We start from the raw sequence: 19217 nt of genomic DNA on the forward strand, positions 1-19217 counted from the left end.
CATGATCGCGGCGGACGAGGCGGCGTTCCGGTTCGTCGCTGGGCGGCCCTCGGTGGACTTCACTGGCACGCTCGGCAAACGATGGCGGAATCCGCCCGTCGAGCGGACGCCGGACCCGGCCGCGCTCGGGCGCTGGTTCGCCGAAGCCGGGCTGACCGACCGGCCCGTGGCGGTGACGACGACGGCTTTGCGTCAGGCGTACCCGTTGCGCGAAGCGTTGTATCGCCTGATGCGCGCGCCGGTGTTCGGGGAGCGACCCACCGCGGCCGATCTGAAGCTGGTGAACGACTGGGCCGCGCGGGGCCTGCCGGCGCTGGCCCTGCGGGCCGATCTGACCGCGCGCCTGGTGGAGCCGACCGCGGAGGAGTTGCTCGCCCTGCTGGCCCGCGACGGCGTCGACCTCCTCGGCGGCCCGGACGCCGACCGCCTGCGGGAATGCTCCAGCGAGACCTGCACCCTGCTGTATCTGGACACGTCCCGGGCGGGCAGTAGGCGCTGGTGCTCGATGGATGTCTGCGGCAGCCGCGACAAGATGACGAGATATCGCCGCCGTGTCGCGGCCGCCGAAGACTAGAGGGCGGCCTTGACCGCGGCGGCCATCGCCTGCTCGCCACCGAGGTTCGGGTGGAACGGGGCGGCGGCCACGGTCGGAATGAGCCCCTCAACCCACCGAGTTCCGCCGGACTTGCAGACGTCGTGCCCGATGGTCGGGGTGTAGGTGTCCACATAAGACGCGCCGTTGGCGGCGGCCGTGGTACGCAGCATCGAGTTCAGCGACTTCTCCGTGCTCCGCAGGTAGGGCACGTCGCCGAAGGCGATCGGGACGGCCGGGAAGCAGCCGTATCCGCTGTCGGGGACGATGACCGGGTAGCCGACGACCACGACGCGGGCGTTCGGCGCGGCCTGGTGCACGGCCTGCAGCACGGTCGCGATCTTGCTCGCGGTCGCGGTGATCCGGGCCAGCAGCTGATCGGTCCCGTTGGCGGTGTACTTGTCCTTGCACGGGCTGCCGAAAGGCTTGCCGTAGCTGGCGCTGACACAGTCCTCGATGATGCCGGAGAAGCCGATGTCGTTGCCGCCGATGCCGACGGTCACCAGCGCCGTGTCGGCGGTGACGGCGGCGATCTGGGCCGGGACGGTGATGCCGAGCTGGCCCTCGCCGGGGGTTCAGGATGTCGCCGGTGGTGGCCCCACCGCAGCTGACGTCGGTGAACGCGGACGAGCCGATCGCGGTCCGGACGAGGTGGGGATAGTTCCGATCCGACCGTACGCAGTTCAGGTCGACCTGCGTCGGGATGAGCGGACCCGACGTGAACGAGTCGCCGAGCGCCACGTATCTGCCGGTCGGCGCGGCTGCCGCCGCAGGGGTCGCGAGGAACGGGAGGGTGATCAGGGCGGCGACGGTGGCGAGAAGAGACTTGCGCGGGAGACTCATGGACTCCTCCGGGGGACGGTTGTTACCGGGCGGTACGCGCGATTGTCCTCACGGAAGTTATTGATGTCAATACATCCCGACAGCCTCAGGGGGTTCCGGGATGACGCGTCGTCCGGTGCGGCGGAGGGGGCGCGTCATCCCGGAAGTCTCGGTCAGACGCGCGTGACCCGGACCGCGTCGGCGATCACGTAGCCCGCGGCGCTGGTCCACCGGCTGACGCCGACCGCGTTGTAGTCACCCGCGGCCATGGCGAAGGTTCCGAGCGACCGCCACGCGCCGCCGCCCGTGGACTGGTCGATGGTGACGGTCTGGTTGCCCGACGACGTCACGATGACGTGCGGAGTCGCGGTGTTGTAGCCCGCGACGCCCGGGTGCCAGACCTCGACCTTGTAGTTGCCCGCCTCCGGGATGTTCACCTTGAACCAGGCGGCGTCGCTGGCGAGCACCGGGTCGGCGTAGCGGTAGTCGGCGCCGTAGCGCTGAGTCGAGTAGGTGGACGTCGCCCAGTTCGCGCTGGCGGTGAACCGGCCGGAGGTCGTGTTGTCCACGATGGTGCTGTAGCTGGTCGTCTTCGTCGGCAGCCCGAGGTAGGTCGCGATGCCCTTGGCGTGCCCACGTGCGTCGGCGGTCAGGAAGGCCGCGTTCTTGAGCAGGTTCGCGTCGGCGACGGTGTCGATGAACAGGTTCTCCGTGAGGATCGCCGGCATATTGGTCTCGCGTACGACGTGGAAGTTGGCGGTCTTCAGGCCGCGGTCGGTGACACTGGCGACAGTACGCATCCCGGCCAGCGCATTCGCGTGCACCGTGCTGTGCAGCGACTGGGTCGCCGCGTCGGTGGTGAGGTACCGGTAGCTCTCGAAGCCGGTGCCGCCACCGGAGTTGATGTGGATGCTGACGAAGATGTCCGCGCCCCACGCGTTCGCGTCGTCCGAGCGCTGCTGGAGGCTCACCGTCGCGTCGGTCGTCCGGGACATGCGGATGTCGACCCCGGAGTAGGTCGCGAGCAGGATGTCGCGGACCTGCAGCGCGATGTTCAGGGTCAGCGCCTTCTCCTGCAGGCCGTTGCCGACCGCCCCGGAGTCGGTGCCGCCGTGGCCCGGGTCGAGGTAGACCTTCTTGTTGGCGGCGAACGCCGGCACTCCCACCCACGGGGTGAGGGCGGCGCCGGCGGCCGCAGCGAAAAGCGCGCGACGCCGGATGGGGTGACTGCTCATGGAGGACCTTTCGGCTGGGGGATACCTCTGGGCATCGAAATACTCAGCCGCGTCGAACCGCTCTGTCAAGCCTTAACATGCCTTCACATTGCGTCGTTACTTCTTCACCTCACGCTGGGCTTCCGCTGTGGATTCCGCGCGGATCACGGTTATCCAGGCCTCCCAGGCCCTCGGAGGCCTGGATAACCGTGATCCGCAGGTGTCAGTGAGCGAGGAAACGATCGACGTCCGCTTCTTCGGCGGCGAGCTCAAGGTGTCTGTTGTGGAGGGTGTCGTCGAACGCCTCGACCTGCACTCGTCCCGCCGTACGCTTCCACCGGCCGACGACGCGCCCGTCCACGACCACCGCCGGGTGCAGGACGCCGCCGCCAGCCTGGATGCGGTGGGCGTACGCGGGGTCGAGGATCAGCGACCGGTCGCGATAGCCCAGCAGATAGGTGTCGTACGCCCCGAGCAGCCGCAGCCCGGTCCCCTCGGCGTCGCCCGGCGTCGTGGCCCGGAACGCGTCCCGGACGGTCGTGATCGGCAGGCCCGACCACGCCGCGAAATCCTCCGCCGTCGCGGGCCCGTACGCGGCGGCGTACCGCCGGGCGAGTTCGGCCAGCGGATCGCTTGGCGGGGCTGTCTTCGGCGCCCACTCGTCGAGCAAGACGTACCCGGGTTCGTCCTTGGCGAGATCAGGCCCCCGGCAGATCAGCCCCATGCCCGCGGCGTACGCCATCAAGTGGGCGGGCGCCTGACCGGTCAGGCCCAGGCCCAGCGCCGTCACGACCTCCGCCCGGCTCAACGCCCGTCCGGCGAGAATGCCGGGCAGCTTCGCCATCGCCTTCTCGCACGTCCGATCGTCGAGGCCCAACTGCGCCCGGCGACCCTTGCCCGCCGCGACGTTACGCGGCCCGAAGAGGCTCACCATCCACCGCACATCGGTGGCCGGCACCAGATGCAGCGTCCCGCGCATCAACCAGGTCCGGGCTAGCCGCCCCGGCTCGGCGCAGTCCGCGCGTACGCCCTCGGCGGTGACGTGTCTGGTCCGGGCGCGCACCGCCAGCCGCATCGCGGCGGTGTCCTGCGCCTGCAGCCCGGCGAGGCGTCCGGCCACCTCGACCGTGCCGGCGTCCGAGCGCTCGGCCAGCCCCTGGGCGGCGTACCGGCGTCGCCGGACCTCGTCGTCGCGCATCCGCCCAGCCTAAGCGGCGAAGCGGTCGGCGAAGGCGGCGTACACGGGCGTGTGCGGGAGCGGATCGAGCACGGCGAACACCACGTGATCGAAATAGGGGACCGCGGCGAGAGCCTCGGCGAACGCGTCGGCCACTACGGCCGGCTCGTTGCGGAACACCCCACAGCCCCACGCGCCGAGCACCAGCACGCGCTGCCCGTGCGCGGCGGCCACCGCGAGCACCCGGCTCGCGCGGCGGCGCAAGACCGTGGGCACGTCTCCGGCGTCCTCGGGCTGATTGCGGCGGATCGCGCCGAGGTTCGGTGCGGCCGCGGTCAGAAACGAGGTCTGGTACGCCGAATCGAGCAACCGGCCCTTGTCGTCGCGAAAGACCGGAACGCCAGGGCTGAAGATCACTCGGTCGCTGTAGCGGAGGTCGCGCTGAGCCCGGTGGAACTCGTAGAACTCATTGGCCGTCCGGAGGCAGGGGTAGATCGCGGACGCCCGCGCGATGCTCTCCTCCTGCGCCTTCGCCCCGCCGAGGAAGCCACCGCCGGGGTTCTTCGCGGAGGCGAAGTTCAGGGCCGCCGCGTACGGGCCGACGCGGCGCGCGGCGACCAGCGTCGACTCGTGGGTCACCTCGATCGCCGGGGTCGCCTGCGGTCCCAGCGGCGTGAGCGGCTCGTCCGGCCCATGCAGCCGGGTGCCGGCGATCGCGGAGCGCACCGCGTCGGCGATGTCGATCTCGGCCCCGGCGTCGGTGCGGTAGGAACCGGCTTCCGCGATCGCCACCGTCTGGCGGGCGATCTCCTGCAGTCTCGCGCTCATGACTGGCCAGCGTACGACTTGAGGCGTACGCGGAGTGCAGTCTTCAAGGGGACGCGACCGGGCCTGACCTCGCATTACCTTCGGCGACCATGACGTTGTCTGTTACCGAACTGACGAAGGTCTACGGAGAAGGGGACACCGCCGTCCGCGCGCTCGACGGCGTCACGGTCACCTTCGCCGAGGGCCGGTTCACCGCCATCATGGGGCCGTCCGGGTCCGGCAAGTCGACGCTGATGCACTGCGCTGCCGGGCTGGACACGGTGACCACCGGTTCAGTGCGGCTGCACGACCAGGAGCTGACCCGGCTCGGCGACGCCGCGCTCACCCGGCTGCGGCGTACGCGCGTCGGCTTCGTCTTCCAGTCCTTCAATCTGCTGCCCACGTTGACCGCGAAGCAGAACATCCTGCTGCCGCTGGAGTTGGCCGGGACCAAGCCCGATCCGGAGTGGATGACGACCGTGATCGACACGCTCGGGCTGGGCGACCGCCTCGGGCACCTGCCGAGCCAGCTCTCGGGCGGCCAGCAGCAGCGGGTGGCGTGCGCGCGGGCGTTGCTGCCTCGCCCGGCCGTCATCTTCGCCGACGAGCCGACCGGCAACCTCGACTCCAAGACCGGGCACGAAGTGCTGGACTTCCTCCGGCGCAGCGTACGCGAACTGGGGCAGACGATCGTGATGGTGACGCACGACCCCAACGCGGCCTCGTACGCCGACCGCGTCGTGCTGCTGGCCGACGGCCGGATCGTCGACGACATCGAGGACCCGACCGCGGACGCGGTGCTCGGCCGGCTGCGGACGTTGGGGGTCTGACGATGTGGCGGGTCACCTTCGCCTCCCTCACCAAGCACGCCCGGCGGCTGGCGGCCACCACGCTGGCCGTGGTCCTCGGCGTCGGCTTCACCGCCGGGACGCTGATCTTCGGCGACACCGCGCAGGCCGGGTTCGACGAGACGTTCGCGCGTACCGCGAGGAACGTGGACGCCGTCGTGCTGGCGGGGGACAAGCCGCTCACCGCTGACCAGTTGACCGCGGTGTCCGGCGTCGCCGGCGTCGAGCACGCCGAGGGCCGGATGGTCACCTCGCTGCCGATGCTCGGCTCGACCGGCCGCCCGCTGGTCAACAACGGCCGCTCCGGGTACGCCGTCTCCGTCGCCGACGACGAGCGCCTGCGCGGCTTCGACCTCGACGGCCGAGTGCCCGGCGCCGGGGAAGCCTTGGTGGACACCGAGACCGCCGCGCACGAGAAGTTGTCGATCGGCCAGACGATTCAGGTGCTCGACAAGGCCGGCACGAAGCAGGCGTACGCGATCTCGGGGCTGGTCGACTTCGGCGTCTCGAAGACGTATTCGGGGCTCAGCGTCGTCGGACTGCCGCAGTCGGAGATCACGCGGCTCACCGGCGAAACCGGCTTCGAGGAGATCGTGATCCGCTCCCGTCCCGGCATCGCCCAGACCGACCTGGCCACGGCGGTACGTGCGGCGGTGACCGGCGCGACCGCGAACGGCGCGACGGTGAAGACCGGCGACGAACGCCGGACCGATCTGGCGAACCAGGCGACGTCGGTCGCGACGCAGTTCACCTTCATCCTGCTCGTCTTCGGGGTGATCTCCCTCGTCGTCGCGGTGTTCGTCATCTACAACACGTTCGCCATCCTGCTGGCCCAACGCGCACGCGAGACGGCGCTGCTGCGGTGCGTCGGCGCGACGCGACGGCAGATCTTCACGGCGACGCTGCTCGAATCGGCCGCGATCGGGCTGGTCGGCGGGGCGTTCGGCGTACTGGCCGGGATCGGGGTGAGCTACGGTCTGCCGCTGCTGCTCAACGGGGCGCTCGACGCCGGCGTGCCGGAGCATTCGGTGGTGCTGCGGCCGACGCCGGTCCTCATCGGACTGACGCTCGGCGTGGTGGCGACGGTCGCGGCCGCCGTGCTCCCGGCGCTGCGGGCCACCCGGACCAAGCCGCTGGCCGCCCTGCGCGACCTGCCGAGCGCCGTCACGGTCAGCCGCCGCGCGAAGATCATCCGGGGGGTCATCGCCTTCCTGATCGTGGGGATCGGCGCACTCGTCACCCGTCAAGGCCAGCAGACGGAGGACTCGGAGACCGCGACGTTCATCGTGGTGGCCGGCGGTGTCGTGGTCTTCCTCGGCGTACTGGTGGCCTCGCCGCTGTTCATCGGCCGGCTCACCGCCCTCGTCGGACTGCCCGCCAGCCGGCTCGCCGGGCCGCCCGGCCGGGTCGCGGTCGCCAACGCCCGCCGCAATCCGGGGCGTACGGCGGTCACCACCGCCTCGCTCATGATCGGCGTCGGGCTGATGGCCATGTTCAGCATGCTGCTGGGCAGCATCAAGGAGACCGCGCGGGACCAGCTCGCGAGTCACTATCCGGTCGACTACGTGATCACGGCGGTACGCGACGGGAAGACCGGCGAACTCGGCCGGATTCCGGCGGCGTACAGCGACCAGCTCCGGCAGCACGGCGAACTGGCCAAGGTGGCAGTCGTCCGAGGCGCACAGGTACGCGTCGACGGCAAAACCCTGCACCTGGGCGCCATCGACCGTCCCGAACTGCTGCCGCAGCTGCCGGCCGGGCTCGTCGACGGGGCGATCATCGTCGATGACAAGCAGCCCGATCCGCAGCTGACGACCTTGCGTACGGCCGCCTCCGGCGACACCACCATTCCCGGCGCGGGCCGCTTCGACGGCCTCGTGACCTGGAGCCAGCTGGCGAAGCTGGCCGGTTCCAGTGACGGCAGCCTCGTCCTGGTCAAGGCGGCCGACGGAGTCAGCCCCGTCGACTCCCGGGCGATCATCGACCGCGTCGGTTCGGCGTACCCGTTGGTCGAGGTGAGCAGTGTCGCGGACCTGTCGAGCGGCCTGGAGAAGGCGGTGAACGGCCTGATCGGGCTGTTCGCGGGCCTGTTGGGGACCGCGGTCCTGATCGCGCTGTTCGGCATCGCGAACACGCTGTCGCTGTCGGTGATCGAGCGGACCCGCGAATCCGCCACGTTGCGCGCGCTGGGGCTGACCCGGGGTCAGCTGCGTGGGATGTTGCTCGCCGAGGCGCTGCTGATGGGCGTGGTCGGCGCGGTCGTCGGAATCGCCTTCGGCCTCGTGTACGCGCCCCTGGTGCTGCTGGCGGCGTTCCGGGACATCCATCCGGTCATCGTGGTGCCGTGGGACTGGCTGACCGGGCTGCTGCTGCTGGCGGCGGTGGCGAGCTGCCTGGCCGCCGTCCTGCCGGCGCGCCGGGCCGGGCGCGGAGCGATCGTGGCGGCGATGGCCGACTAGCCCCTTCGGCGCAGATCAGGGATACGCATGCCTCGCGCGCTCGTCGTGGCATGCGCATCCCTGATCGGGCGCTCGCTAGAGCGGAGCCCGGACCAGCCCGGTCTCGTACGCGAACACGACGATCTGCACCCGGTCGCGCAACCCCAGCTTGGTCAGTACGCGTCCCACGTGTGTCTTCACGGTGGCCTCGGCGACCACCAGCTTCCCGGCGATCTCGGCGTTCGACAGGCCCTGCGCGACCAGCAGCACGACCTCGCGTTCGCGGTCGGTCAGCGTGTCCAGCCGGGGTTCGGCGGTGGACACGACGAACCGGCCGGCGAAGTGGTCGAGCAGCTTGCGGGTCACCCGCGGGGCCACCACGGCGTCACCGGCTGCGACGGCGCGGATCGCGCCGAGCAGATCCTCCGGCGGGGCGTTCTTGAGCAGGAAACCACTCGCACCCGCTTGCAGTGCGGCGAACGCGTCCTCGTCGGTGTCGAACGTCGTCAGGACCAGCACCTTCGGCCCGTCCGGCTGCTCGGTGAGCTGCTGGGTGGCGCTCACGCCGTCGAGGACCGGCATCCGGATGTCCATCACGACGACGTCCACGGGCTCGCCCCGGCGGGCGAATTCGCGTACTTGGGAGACGGCCGCCGAACCGTCCCCGGCCGATCCGACCACGTCGATGTCGGGCTGCGACGACAGGATCATCTCCAAGCCGGTACGCACCAACGGCTGGTCGTCGACGATGAGCACCCTCATCCGGCCACCGCCTGCGGCAACGGGGTTCCCACGGGCAGCGATGCGCGTACCTGCCAGCCGCCGGCGGCGCGGGGACCGGCCTGCAAGGTGCCGCCGTGCACGGAGACGCGTTCACGCATCCCGGTCAGGCCGTGTCCCTCGGCACTGGTCGTGCCGCCGCAGCCGCTGTCACAAAGCTCCACCACGATCTCGTCGCCGTCCCGCCGCAGATCCAGGTCCACCTGCGCGTCCGGCCCGGCATGCCGCAGCACGTTCGTCAGCCCCTCCTGCACGATCCGGTAGACCGCCAGCTCCAGCGCGGGCGCGTCCACGGCGCCGACCGTGTTGGCCACCCGGACTGTCAGCCCCGCCGAGCGCGCCCCGGCGACCAGCGGCTCCAGCTCGGCCAAGGTGATCCGGCGGCGGCTCTGCGGCGAGTCGGCGCTGCCCCGCAGCACGCCCACCAGTCGCCGCATGTCCTCCAGCGCGGCGCGCCCAGTCTCGGCCACCGTCGCCATGGCCTGCCGCGACTTCTCCGGATCGGCGTCCAGCGCGTACCGGCCGCCGTCGGCTTGCACGACCATCACCGCGAGGCTGTGCGCGACGACGTCGTGCAGCTCACGAGCGATGACCGCGCGCTCGTCGGCCACCGCGATCCGGGCCAGGTGCGCGCGTTCCCGCTCCAAGCTCGCCGCGCGTTCCTCCAGGCCCGCGACATAGATTCGCCGTTGGCGCACCGTGTACGCCATGAGCCACACGCCGCCGCAGATCCCGGCGTAGAAGAGCGCCAGCTGCCATGGGTGATCGGCGTCGAAGTGGCGGGCGACCTCGATGACGATCCCGATGATCACGACGAACCCGGAGATCAGGCCGCCGCGCAGGGTCTTGCTGTACTTGACCGCGCTGTACATGCCGATGAGCACGGCCAGGTCATAGGGGAGCGGATCGTTGGCCGGCCCCCAGAACAGGACCTGGGTCAGGGCAGCGGCCGAGATGACGCCCATGCTCCAGAGCGGCCGGCTGCGCCGCACCAGCAGCGCCGCCGCCATGGTCAGGCCGAGCCACATCAGCGGCCGGGGCGTCTGCCGCAGGAAGATCGGGAGGCAGGCCAGGCTGGCGACACCCGCCGCGACCAGCAGGTCGAACGCGAGGGACCTCGGGTTGCGCATACCCGTGAGCCTATCCGGCGGCCGGTGCCTGACCGATATGTCGGTTTCACCGGTGTGTATCCCCGGCATGCTCCTCCGACAGCGGGAAGCTGAGGTCTTCGGGTGTCGCGGCCGGGCGCCCTGGACGTATGCTTCGCCTGTTACCGCACTTCCGCATCTCCGATGCCGTCCACAGTGTCGTCCATAGTGGCGTGACGGGACGGCCGGCCGTCGAAGGGCAAGGGGGAATGGCGTTCCGATCCAGGTCGGGCGGGACTGGGCCACCAGCAGCCCGAATCCGCCGATGAACGCGTACGTGCCGGCGCCGACCGAGCCGGTGGAGCCCGACGGCCTCGGACGATTCGCCCGGCGCTGGGCGGAGGCGATCGGCGGGACCAGCGACGAGCCCGTGCCGCATCTGACGGAGTTCCTCGAACGGCTGACCCGTGAGCTCGCGGCCGCACTGCGGGACGACAGCGCCCAGGCCCGTGCGGAAGAGGTGGCGGCGGCCCTGGTCGGCGCCGATTTTCACAGCCCAGCGGCGGTACGCCGGACGATCGAGGTGTTCGCCGACGGCTTCCTCGACGAGATCCGGGGCGAACCCGGGGCCGAGGACGAGATCAAGCTGCGCGCCCGGCTGGGCCAGCTACTCGGCGGCCTGTCGGCCGGATACGCCCAGGCGTTGCGCGTACGCACCCGGACCGAGCAGGAGGCCGTCCAACGCGCCGCCCTCCGAGCCGTCCGCATCGCCGACGACGACCGGCGCGTCGTGGAGGCCCGGTTTCGAGCCGTCTTCGCCGACGCCGCCGTCGGCATCGCCATGGTCGACCTGGGCGGCCGCCTGATCGAGGTCAACACCGCGTTCGCCCGGATGCTCGGCTTCGTGCCGGAGGAGATCCGGGGCCGGACGGTCGGGGAGATCATCGGCGACAGCGGGCACGGCCCGACCTCCAGCCGCTATCTCGACCTGCTCTCGGGCGGCCGGGATCACTTCCGCACCGAGACGACCCGCGTACGCCCCGACGGCAGCCGGCTGGTGCTGGACCTGTCGATGTCGATGGTGCGCGACGACGACGGCGCGCCCGGCTTCCTCATCGGGGTCACCGTCGACATCACCGAGCGGCGACGCCTGCAGGACCAGCTCTGGCACGAGTCGCGGCACGACGCGCTGACCGGGCTGCCCAACCGGACGCTGTTCGCCGAGCGGCTGGCCGAGCGTCTCGCCGAACCGGCCTGCGGCCGGCTCGGACTATCCTTTCTGGACCTGGACGGCTTCAAGGACGTCAACGACAGCCTCGGGCACGCCGTCGGCGACCAGCTGCTCATCGCGGTCGCCCGGCGGCTGGAGACGGCCGTCGCCTACGGCGATCGCCTGGTAGCCCGGCTGGGCGGCGACGAGTTCGTGGTGCTCGACGACGACTGTGTGGGCGAGGCGGCCGTGGTCGGCCCGGCTGAGGCGATCCTGGCCGCGTTGCGCGAGCCGTTCCAGGTCGGTGGCCGGGAACTGACCATTTCGGCGAGCATCGGCGTCGTCGACTCCCGGGCGGTCGGCGCCGATCCGCAGGCGCTCATGCGGGCCGCCGACATCACGCTCTACCGGGCGAAGGCCGAGGGGAAGAGCCGGCTGGCCCGCTACGACCCGCGCGACAGTGCCCGGCAGATCACCCAGCACACGCTCGCGACCGCGCTGCCCGCCGCGTTGACGCGGCAGGAGTTCTTCTGCGACTACCAGCCCATCGTCGGGCTCGAAGACGGGCGGCTCCGCGGAGTGGAGGCGCTGATCCGCTGGCGGCATCCGCAGTTGGGCATCGTCGCGCCGAACCAGTTCATCCCGGTCGCCGAGGAGACCGGCCACATCGCCGCCGTCGGCCGCTGGGTGCTCGCCGCCGCCTGCCGCCAAGCCGGCGAATGGGCCGCCGCGAATCCCACGCTGACCTGCTACATCAGCGTCAACGTGGCGGTCGGCCAACTCCGCCGGCCCGGCCTGGTCGATGACGTGATGCAGGTGCTCACCGACGGCGGCATGCCACCGGAACGACTGCAACTCGAACTCACCGAATCCGCCGTGCTCGGCGACGACCGCGGACCGGTCGGCGAACTACAGCGGCTCGCCGACGCCGGCGTCCGGCTCGCCATCGACGACTTCGGCACGGGGTACGCCAACCTGGCGTACCTGACGAGGTTGCCGGTTCGCCAGGTGAAGCTGGCGGGGGAGTTCCTCAAACCACTGCGTACCGGGTCGAGCGTCGACCCGAAGCACGACCGGCTGCTCTCCGCGATCATCGGGTTGGCGCACGACCTCGGCCTGAGCGTGACCGCCGAAGGCGTCGAACACCAGGCCCAGGCGGACCGGCTGCGCGCGCTCGGCTGCGACGCCGCCCAGGGCTGGCTGTTCGGACAGCCCGGCCCGGCCGAGCAAGTCGGGCGGCTCATCGCCCGCCAGAACCAAGAACCCTGATTTCTTGAGCGCTGGATCAGGGTTCTCGGTCGAATCACGGTCCAAGATTCGACCCGGAACCCTGATCCAGCGCCCAACGGCGAAACGATCATGCGGGCGGCAGGGTCACCGTCACCACCAGCCCGCCCCCGGTACGCGACTCGGCCCGGACGTCGCCGCCGTGCGCTCGGGCGATGGCCTGGACGATGGACAGCCCGAGTCCCGCGCCAGGAGCCTGATGGGCGGTCCGGCTGCCTCGGTGGAACGGTTCGAACAGGGCCGGGACGTCGTACTTGGGGATGACCGGCCCGCTGTTCTCCACGACCACGACGGCGTCGCCTCGCGAGACGCCGTCCCGAGGGGAGCCGTCGCGTGGGGAGCCGTCCCGGGTGCGGCAGGAGACGGCGACGAAACCGTCCGGCACGTTGTAGCGGATCGCGTTGTCGACGAGGTTCTGCACCAGCCGCTCCAGCAGGGGCGGGTTCCCCGTGACGGCGGCTTCCTCGGCGGCCAGCCGCAGGTCGAGCGAGCCGAACGGGGTCACCGAGACGACGTGGTCCACGATGTCAGCCAGATCTACATAGGAACGTTCGGTCACCTCGCGTTCCGAGCGGGCCAGCACCAGCAGTCCGTCCAGCAGCTGCTCGTGGCGGGTGTTCACCTCCAGCAGCGTCCGGCCCAGCTGAGTCAGCTCCGGAGTCGGCTCGCCGCGATAGAGCGCCACCTCCAGCAGCGACCGGTTCACGGTCAACGGCGTACGCAGCTCGTGGGAGGCGTTGGCGACGAAGCGCCGCTGCCCGTCGAAGGCGTGGTCGAGCCGTTCCAGCATCGTGTCGAAGGCGTCGGCGAGCCGTTTCACCTCGTCCTGCGGGCCGGTGAGACCGATGCGTTCGTGCAGGCCCCGATCCGCGGCGGGCGCGTCGGCGATGCGTACGGCGGTGTCGGTGATCTTGTCGAGGGGGCGCAGCAGTCGACCGGCCAGCAACCAGCCGATCGCGGTCGCCACCACGACCACCACCGCCAGGGCGATGCCGCCCCGGGTCAGCAGCGCGTTCAGCGCCACGTCCCAGGCGGACTCGGAGACCTGGTTGACCAGCGTGCCCGCGTCGCCCGGGTTCGCCGAGGTGTAGCCGACGTTGAAACTCGGCATCTGCCGATCGGCCACGAGCACGTAGGTGATGGCCAGCATGACCAGGCCGGCGACCAGGAAGAGGCAGCCGTAGACGAGGGTCAGCCGCGCGCGGAAGGTCAACCGTTTCACGGCACTCGGTACCCCACACCCGGATCGGTGAGCACGATCGGCGGCTCCCCGAGCTTGCGGCGCAACTTCAGGATGATCATGCGGATCGAGTGGGTGAACGGGTCGGCGTTCTCGTCCCAGGCCTTTTCGAGGAGTTGCTCGGCCGAGACCGGCGCGCCGTCGGCGCGCAGCAACTCGGCCAGCACGGCGAACTCCTTGCGGGACAACGGGACGTAGCGGCCGTCGCGGTAGACCTCCCGGCGATGCGGGTCGAGCCGGATGCCGCCGCGTTGCAGGATCGGCGGCGCGGCCGGGCGGGCGCGGCGGCCCAGCGCGGTGACGCGGGCGGACAGCTCGGCGAACGCGAACGGTTTCGGCAGGTAGTCGTCGGCGCCCAGGGACAGTCCGGAGACCCGGTCGGCGACGTCGGCGGACGCGGTCAGCATGAGGACCCGCGTCTCGCCGCCGCGCTCGGCCAGCGCCCGGCATACGTCGTCGCCGTGCACCACCGGTAGATCACGGTCCAGGACTACCACGTCGTAGTCGTTCACGTCGATGCGTTCGAGGGCCGCCCCGCCGTCGTGGACGACGTCGACGGCGTGCGCGTCGCCTCGCAGCCAGTGCGCGACCGCGTCGGCGACCAGGGGTTCGTCTTCGACGACCAAGATCCGCATGAATCCCATGGTGACACACGGTGATGTCACCTCGCTGTCAACGAATTCGGTGACGGCCGCGAAAACCCGCGGCCGATCTACTGACCGCCGACAGGATCCCTCTCGAAGGAGACGAACCATGCGGATAAGGGCAGCGATCGCGATCGGCCTGCTCGCCACGGCGGCACTGGCCGGGTGCTCGAAGAGCGACGGCGACGGTGTCGCCAGCGCCAACGGCACGTCCAGCCCCAGCGCTACCGCGGGTGCCACCGGCGCGGTCGACGAGAAGGCGCGGGCGCTCCAGTTCGCCAAGTGCATGCGCGAGAACGGCCTGCCGGACTGGCCCGACCCGAAGTTCAGCGACGGCGGCGGGGTGGACCTGAGCGCGCCGGACGGCGCCGACCCGGCCAAGGTCGACGTGGCGATGCAGAAGTGCAAGCCCTACCTGCCCAACGGCGGCGAGCCGCAGAAGCTCGACCCCGCCCGGCTCGACCAGCTGCGCAAATACGCCCAGTGCATGCGCGAGCATGGCCTGAAGAACTTCCCCGACCCGACCGACTACGGCTTCCAGCTCGACGGCAACACCTCCGGCATCGACCCGGCCAGTCCGGCGTACCAGGCGGCCGACAAGGAGTGCCAGAAGTTCGCGCCGCCGCCGGCCGGGGAATCGCCGGGCACGAACTCGGGCAACGGCCGATGAGGCGCCGGATTCTCACCGGCCTCGGGACGGCGGCGGTCGTCCTGGCGATCGGTGTCGCCGTGGTCGCGGCCAAGGGCATCGGCTCCGGCCCGTCGGCGCCCTCGGCCGCCAAGCTGCCCCCGGCCACCGCGACGGTCACTCGCCAGACCCTCGTCGACAGCCAGACCGAGAGCGGCGAGCTGGGCTACGGCGACTCGGTCCAGGTCAACGGCAAGCTGCCGGGCACGATCACCGCGCTCCCCGCACAGAACGCGGCGGTACGCCGAGGGCAGCCGATCTATCGCGTGGACAACAATCCGGTCGTCCTCCTGTACGGCGTGCTGCCGGCGTACCGGGCTCTGGCGGCCGGACTGAAGGGCCCGGACGTCAAACAGTTCGAGCAGAACCTGTACGCCTTGGGCTATCGGGGGTTCACCGTCGACGGGACGTTCTCGGCGTCCACGACGACGGCGGTGAAGAAGTGGCAGAAGGCGCTCGGGCTGGCCCAGACGGGCGTGGTGGACCTCGGCCGGGTCTACTACGCCCCCGGACCCGTACGCGTGAACGCCCAGCAGGCCGCGATCGGCGACGCGACCGGCCCCGGCATGGCGGTCCTCGACACCACCGGTTCGCAGAAGCTGGTCGGCGTCGAGCTGAGCGTGGCCGAACAGCGCCTGGCTCAGGTCGGCAGCGCCGTCACCCTGAAACTGCCCGACGGCAAGACCGTGCCCGGCAAGATCGTGCGGGCGCGTACGGTGATCAAGCCGGCTGAGGGCAACAATCCCGCCAAGACCGTGATCCGGGTGTCCGTCGCGCCCGATGATCAGAAGACGCTCGCCGCGTTCGATCAGGCCACCATCGACGTCGGATTCACCGCTGGGAAACGGGAGAACGTCCTGACCGTCCCGGTGGCGGCGTTGCTGGCCCTGTCGGAGGGCGGCTACGGCGTACAGGTCGTGGACGGCTCGGCCACCCGTATCGTCGCCGTGAAGGTCGGCCTGTTCGCCACCGGCCGGGTCGAGGTCACCGGGGACGGGCTCAGCGAGGGAACCACCGTGGGGATGCCGTCATGACCGAGTCCCAGGTGGATTCCGTCGTGGAGCTGGACGGCGTGACCAAGGCGTACCCAGGTGTGCTGGCGGTGCGCGACGTGAGCCTGACGGTCGGGCGCGGCGAGCTGGTGGCGATCGCCGGCCCGTCGGGCTCCGGCAAGTCCACGATGCTGCACCTGATCGGCACGCTGGACCGGCCGTCCCGCGGCACGGTACGCATCGACGGCCTGGACGTGGCCCGGCTGTCCGACCGCCAGCTGTCGGCGGTACGCGCGAGCCGGATCGGGTTCGTCTTCCAGCAGTTCCATCTGGCCCCGGGACAGTCCGCCCTGGACAACGTGGCGGACGGGCTGCTCTACAGCGGCGTCCCGGCCCGGCACCGGCGCGGGCGGGCGGAGCGGGCCCTCGTCAGCGTCGGGCTGGGGGAGCGGCTGGAGCATCGGCCGCACCAGCTGTCGGGCGGCGAACGGCAGCGCGTCGCCATCGCGCGGGCCATCGTCGGCGACCCGGCGCTGCTGCTCGCCGACGAACCGACCGGCAACCTCGACTCGTCGTCCGGCGCGGGCGTCATGGGGCTGCTGCGGGCGCTGCACGAGGGCGGTACGACGGTCGTGATCATCACGCACGATCGAGAGATCGCCGACAGCCTGCCGCGCCAGATCCACATGCGAGATGGGCAGGTCGTGTCATGAGCACGTTCCCCGAAGGCAAGCGCCGTCGCCGGACGGTGATCGCATGAGCAGCACGAGCCTGCGTCCTTCGCGGTTGCGGCCCGCCGACGTGCTGCGGGTCGGCTCGGCCGGACTGCGTACGCGGCCGCTGCGGGTCTTCCTCTCGGCGCTCGGGATCGCCATCGGCATCGCCGCGATGATCGCCGTCGTCGGGATCTCCTCGTCCAGCCGGGCGCAACTGGACAAGCAGCTCGCGGCGCTCGGCACCAACCTCCTCACGGTCTCGCCCGGGGAGACCATGATGGGCGGCCGGGCGGTGCTGCCGGCCGCGTCGGTCGCGATGATCGGGCGCATCGGCCCGGTCACCGGCGTCGCCGCGATCGGGCGCGTACCGGATCTCTCCGTGTTCCGCAGCGATCGGATTCCGGCGATCCAAACCGGTGGGATGTCCGTTCTGGCGGCGCACCTCGATCTGCCGGCGACGGTCGCCGCGCAGCTCGCAGACGGCGTCTGGCTCAACGACGCGACCAGCCGTTACCCGGCGGTGGTGCTCGGCGCGTCGGCCGCCCAGCGGCTCGGCGTCTACTCCGTCCGCGACGGCGTCCAAGTGCTGGTCGGCGGCCGGTACTTCACCGTGGTGGGCATCCTGCAACCGGTCGCGCTTGCGCCCGAGCTGGACGTCGCCGCGTTGATCGGATTCCCGGCCGCGGAGTCCTACCTGGCCTTCGACGGCCTGCCCACCACCGTCTACACGCGTACGCGGGACGACGCGGTCACGTCGGTGCGGGCGGTGCTGGCCGCGACGGCCAACCCGGCCGCGCCCAACGAGGTACGCGTGTCCCGGCCGTCCGACGCGCTGGCCGCCCGGCAGGCCACCGATCAGGCGTTCACCGGGCTCCTGCTCGGGCTCGGCGCGGTGGCTCTGCTGGTCGGCGGGGTCGGGGTGGCCAACACGATGGTCATCTCCGTCCTCGAACGCCGGGCCGAGATCGGCCTCCGGCGCTCGCTCGGCGCCACCCGAGGGCAGATCCTGCTGCAGTTCCTCGCGGAGTCACTGCTCCTCGCGGCGCTGGGCGGGCTCGGCGGAGTCCTCGTCGGCATCCTCGTCACCAGCCTCTACGCGCGTACGCAGACCTGGCCGGCGGTGGTTCCGGCGTGGGCGACGCTGGGCGGCATGGGCGCCACCGTGGTGATCGGGGCGATCGCCGGGCTCTACCCGGCCATCCGGGCCGCCCGGCTCTCCCCGACGGAGGCGCTCGCGGCCCCCTGACCAGCGCGCGTCGCGCTCCGCGCGGGCTCCCGCGCTGGCGCTCAGATGATCTAGGCGAGAAATGGCGGCCCAGGCGACCATTTCTCGCCTAGATCCACTTCGCCCGACGTGATCTTGAACGGGAAACGTCGCCAGGGCAGCGTTTTCTGTTCAAGATCACCGCCAGTGCCGCGCCAGCGAAGCGCGAAGCGCGAAGCGAAACGAGTCAGTCCGGGAGCATGGGCATCTCCAGCCCGGGACTCTTGCCGACAAGCACCCCGCGCGTGACGGAGCTGCTGCCGAACCGATCCCGGACCGCGTCCAGCGCCCCGTCGAGGGCCACCCGGTCGGGGGTGCCGAAGGGCAGTTCGAGCTGCATGAAGTCTTGGTTCTCCAGGTTGCCCACGCTGATCCCGAGCAGGGTCAGGCCGCGTACGGCGATCATGGGTCGCACGGCGGTCAGCAGGGTCCGAGCGGCGGCGAGGATCTCCTCGGTCTGCACGGTCGGGCGGCTGAGCGTACGCGATCGGGTGGCCCGGGTGAAGTCGCGGAACCGCATCCGCAGCACCACCGTCCGGCCTGGCCGGTCCGCTTTGCGCATCCGCCGGGTGACCCGGTCCACCAGCCCGGCCAGCGTCGCGTCGAGTTCCTCGTAGGACTGATGGCCCCGGCCGAGGGCCCGTTGCGCGCCCATCGAGCCGCGCCGGCGGCCGGTCACCACGCGGCGGGCGTCCTTGTTGTGGGCCAGCGCCCACAGGTGCCGGCCGGCATGCCCACCGAGGATCGAGACCAACGCCGCCTCACCGATCCGGGCGACGTGCGCGACCGTGCGAATGCCGCGTTCGGCCAGCTTGGCCGCGGTCACCGGGCCGACGCCCCAGAGCATCTGGACCGGCAGAGGATGCAGGAACTCCAGTTCGCGATCGGGCTCGACGGCCAGGATCCCGTCCGGCTTGGCGACGCGGCTGGCCACCTTGGCGAGGAACTTCGTCCGGGCGATCCCGACCGTGATCGGCAGTCCCACGCGATCCAGCACGTCGGCGCGCAGGCGGACGGCGATCTGGGTCGGCGTGCCGCTGATCTTCCGGAGCCCGCCGACCTCGAGGAACGCCTCGTCGATCGAGATCGGCTCGACCAGCGGCGTGGTGTCCCGGAACACTTCGAAGACAGCCTTGCTGGCCTGCGAGTAGGCCGACATCCGGGGTTCGAGCACGATGGCGTCCGGGCAGAGCAGGCGGGCCTGACGACCGTTCATCGCTGTGCGTACCCCTCGGGCTTTGGCCTCGTAGCTGCACGCGAGCACGACACCGTGCCCCACGATGACCGGCCTGCCGCGGAGCGCGGGTCGGTCGCGCTGCTCGACCGACGCGTAGAACGCGTCGAGGTCGGCGTGCAGAATCGAGGCGCCCTCCATTCCGGGATCATAGAACAAATGTTCGACACACGGGT

The 19217-nt window shown here is 71.0% G+C and carries 17 protein-coding genes; 8 read left to right on the top strand and 9 right to left on the bottom strand.

The genetic code is table 11. The features are described from left to right. Position 1 precedes the first annotated feature (1 nt). Complete coding sequence (locus AB0M47_RS07910) at positions 2–574, top strand: ABATE domain-containing protein (protein WP_363410186.1); 573 nt, start codon at positions 2–4, stop codon at positions 572–574. Here AB0M47_RS07910 and AB0M47_RS07915 read toward each other — a convergent pair. The 4 genes from AB0M47_RS07915 to AB0M47_RS07930 form a co-directional block, all read right to left on the bottom strand. Next, the gene (locus tag AB0M47_RS07915; RefSeq protein WP_363410189.1) at positions 571–1095 is read right to left on the bottom strand and encodes a GDSL-type esterase/lipase family protein; all 525 of its coding nucleotides are present in this window, start codon (positions 1093–1095) and stop codon (positions 571–573) included. The genes AB0M47_RS07910 and AB0M47_RS07915 overlap by 4 nt on opposite strands. A 492-nt stretch (positions 1096–1587) precedes the next feature. Then, positions 1588–2649, bottom strand: a complete 1062-nt coding sequence (locus tag AB0M47_RS07920) for an N-acetylmuramoyl-L-alanine amidase (protein WP_253760793.1) — start codon at positions 2647–2649, stop codon at positions 1588–1590. A 202-nt stretch (positions 2650–2851) separates the two neighbouring features. After that, positions 2852–3826, bottom strand: coding sequence for a winged helix DNA-binding domain-containing protein (locus AB0M47_RS07925; protein ID WP_363410194.1), 975 nt, complete (start codon positions 3824–3826; stop codon positions 2852–2854). Between the two features lie 9 nt (positions 3827–3835). After that, positions 3836–4633 carry a TIGR02452 family protein gene (locus AB0M47_RS07930; protein ID WP_363410197.1) on the bottom strand — a complete coding sequence of 266 codons (798 nt, stop codon included), beginning with the start codon at positions 4631–4633 and terminating at the stop codon, positions 3836–3838. Between the two features lie 89 nt (positions 4634–4722). Here AB0M47_RS07930 and AB0M47_RS07935 point away from each other — a divergent pair, with 89 nt between their 5' ends. Continuing rightward, complete coding sequence (locus AB0M47_RS07935; protein ID WP_363410200.1) at positions 4723–5442, top strand: ABC transporter ATP-binding protein; 720 nt, start codon at positions 4723–4725, stop codon at positions 5440–5442. A 2-nt stretch (positions 5443–5444) separates the two neighbouring features. Continuing rightward, the gene (locus tag AB0M47_RS07940; RefSeq protein WP_363410203.1) at positions 5445–7919 is read left to right on the top strand and encodes an FtsX-like permease family protein; all 2475 of its coding nucleotides are present in this window, start codon (positions 5445–5447) and stop codon (positions 7917–7919) included. 75 nt (positions 7920–7994) lie between these two features. Here the strand turns inward: AB0M47_RS07940 and AB0M47_RS07945 are convergent, their stop codons facing one another. After that, positions 7995–8660 (bottom strand): response regulator transcription factor, encoded by a 666-nt coding sequence (locus tag AB0M47_RS07945; RefSeq protein WP_363410206.1) that lies wholly within the window; start codon positions 8658–8660, stop codon positions 7995–7997. Then, complete coding sequence (locus tag AB0M47_RS07950) at positions 8657–9808, bottom strand: histidine kinase (protein WP_363410209.1); 1152 nt, start codon at positions 9806–9808, stop codon at positions 8657–8659. Before AB0M47_RS07950 ends, AB0M47_RS07945 begins: the two co-directional genes overlap by 4 nt. A 283-nt stretch (positions 9809–10091) precedes the next feature. Between AB0M47_RS07950 and AB0M47_RS07955 the strand changes: the two genes are divergently transcribed. Beyond that, positions 10092–12245 carry an EAL domain-containing protein gene (locus tag AB0M47_RS07955; RefSeq protein WP_363410212.1) on the top strand — a complete coding sequence of 718 codons (2154 nt, stop codon included), beginning with the start codon at positions 10092–10094 and terminating at the stop codon, positions 12243–12245. An 88-nt stretch (positions 12246–12333) separates the two neighbouring features. On the opposite strand, the gene AB0M47_RS07960 is transcribed toward AB0M47_RS07955, so the two are convergent. Together AB0M47_RS07960 and AB0M47_RS07965 are read right to left on the bottom strand one after the other, a co-directional pair. Beyond that, complete coding sequence (locus tag AB0M47_RS07960) at positions 12334–13485, bottom strand: HAMP domain-containing sensor histidine kinase (RefSeq protein ID WP_363410215.1); 1152 nt, start codon at positions 13483–13485, stop codon at positions 12334–12336. Beyond that, positions 13482–14138 (bottom strand): response regulator transcription factor, encoded by a 657-nt coding sequence (locus AB0M47_RS07965; RefSeq protein ID WP_363410218.1) that lies wholly within the window; start codon positions 14136–14138, stop codon positions 13482–13484. Before AB0M47_RS07965 ends, AB0M47_RS07960 begins: the two co-directional genes overlap by 4 nt. 118 nt (positions 14139–14256) lie before the next feature. Here AB0M47_RS07965 and AB0M47_RS07970 point away from each other — a divergent pair, with 118 nt between their 5' ends. The 4 genes from AB0M47_RS07970 to AB0M47_RS07985 are packed head-to-tail and all read left to right on the top strand — an operon-like array spanning position 14257 to position 17789. Further along, the gene (locus AB0M47_RS07970; protein WP_363410221.1) at positions 14257–14817 is read left to right on the top strand and encodes a hypothetical protein; all 561 of its coding nucleotides are present in this window, start codon (positions 14257–14259) and stop codon (positions 14815–14817) included. Further along, positions 14814–15869: a peptidoglycan-binding domain-containing protein gene (locus AB0M47_RS07975; protein ID WP_363410224.1), complete on the top strand. Its 1056-nt coding sequence runs from the start codon at positions 14814–14816 to the stop codon at positions 15867–15869. The genes AB0M47_RS07970 and AB0M47_RS07975 overlap by 4 nt, the downstream gene beginning before the upstream one ends. Further along, a complete protein-coding gene (locus tag AB0M47_RS07980) occupies positions 15866–16540 on the top strand; it encodes an ABC transporter ATP-binding protein (RefSeq protein WP_363410227.1) in 675 nt (224 codons plus the stop codon). The genes AB0M47_RS07975 and AB0M47_RS07980 overlap by 4 nt, the downstream gene beginning before the upstream one ends. A 43-nt stretch (positions 16541–16583) precedes the next feature. Continuing rightward, positions 16584–17789: an ABC transporter permease gene (locus tag AB0M47_RS07985; protein WP_363410230.1), complete on the top strand. Its 1206-nt coding sequence runs from the start codon at positions 16584–16586 to the stop codon at positions 17787–17789. A 205-nt stretch (positions 17790–17994) separates the two neighbouring features. Here AB0M47_RS07985 and dinB read toward each other — a convergent pair whose 3' ends face one another. After that, complete coding sequence (gene dinB, locus AB0M47_RS07990; protein WP_363410233.1) at positions 17995–19182, bottom strand: DNA polymerase IV; 1188 nt, start codon at positions 19180–19182, stop codon at positions 17995–17997. Positions 19183–19217 lie beyond the last annotated feature (35 nt).

The organism is Hamadaea sp. NPDC051192 (assembly GCF_040682475.1).
Classification (GTDB): domain Bacteria; phylum Actinomycetota; class Actinomycetes; order Mycobacteriales; family Micromonosporaceae; genus Hamadaea; species Hamadaea flava.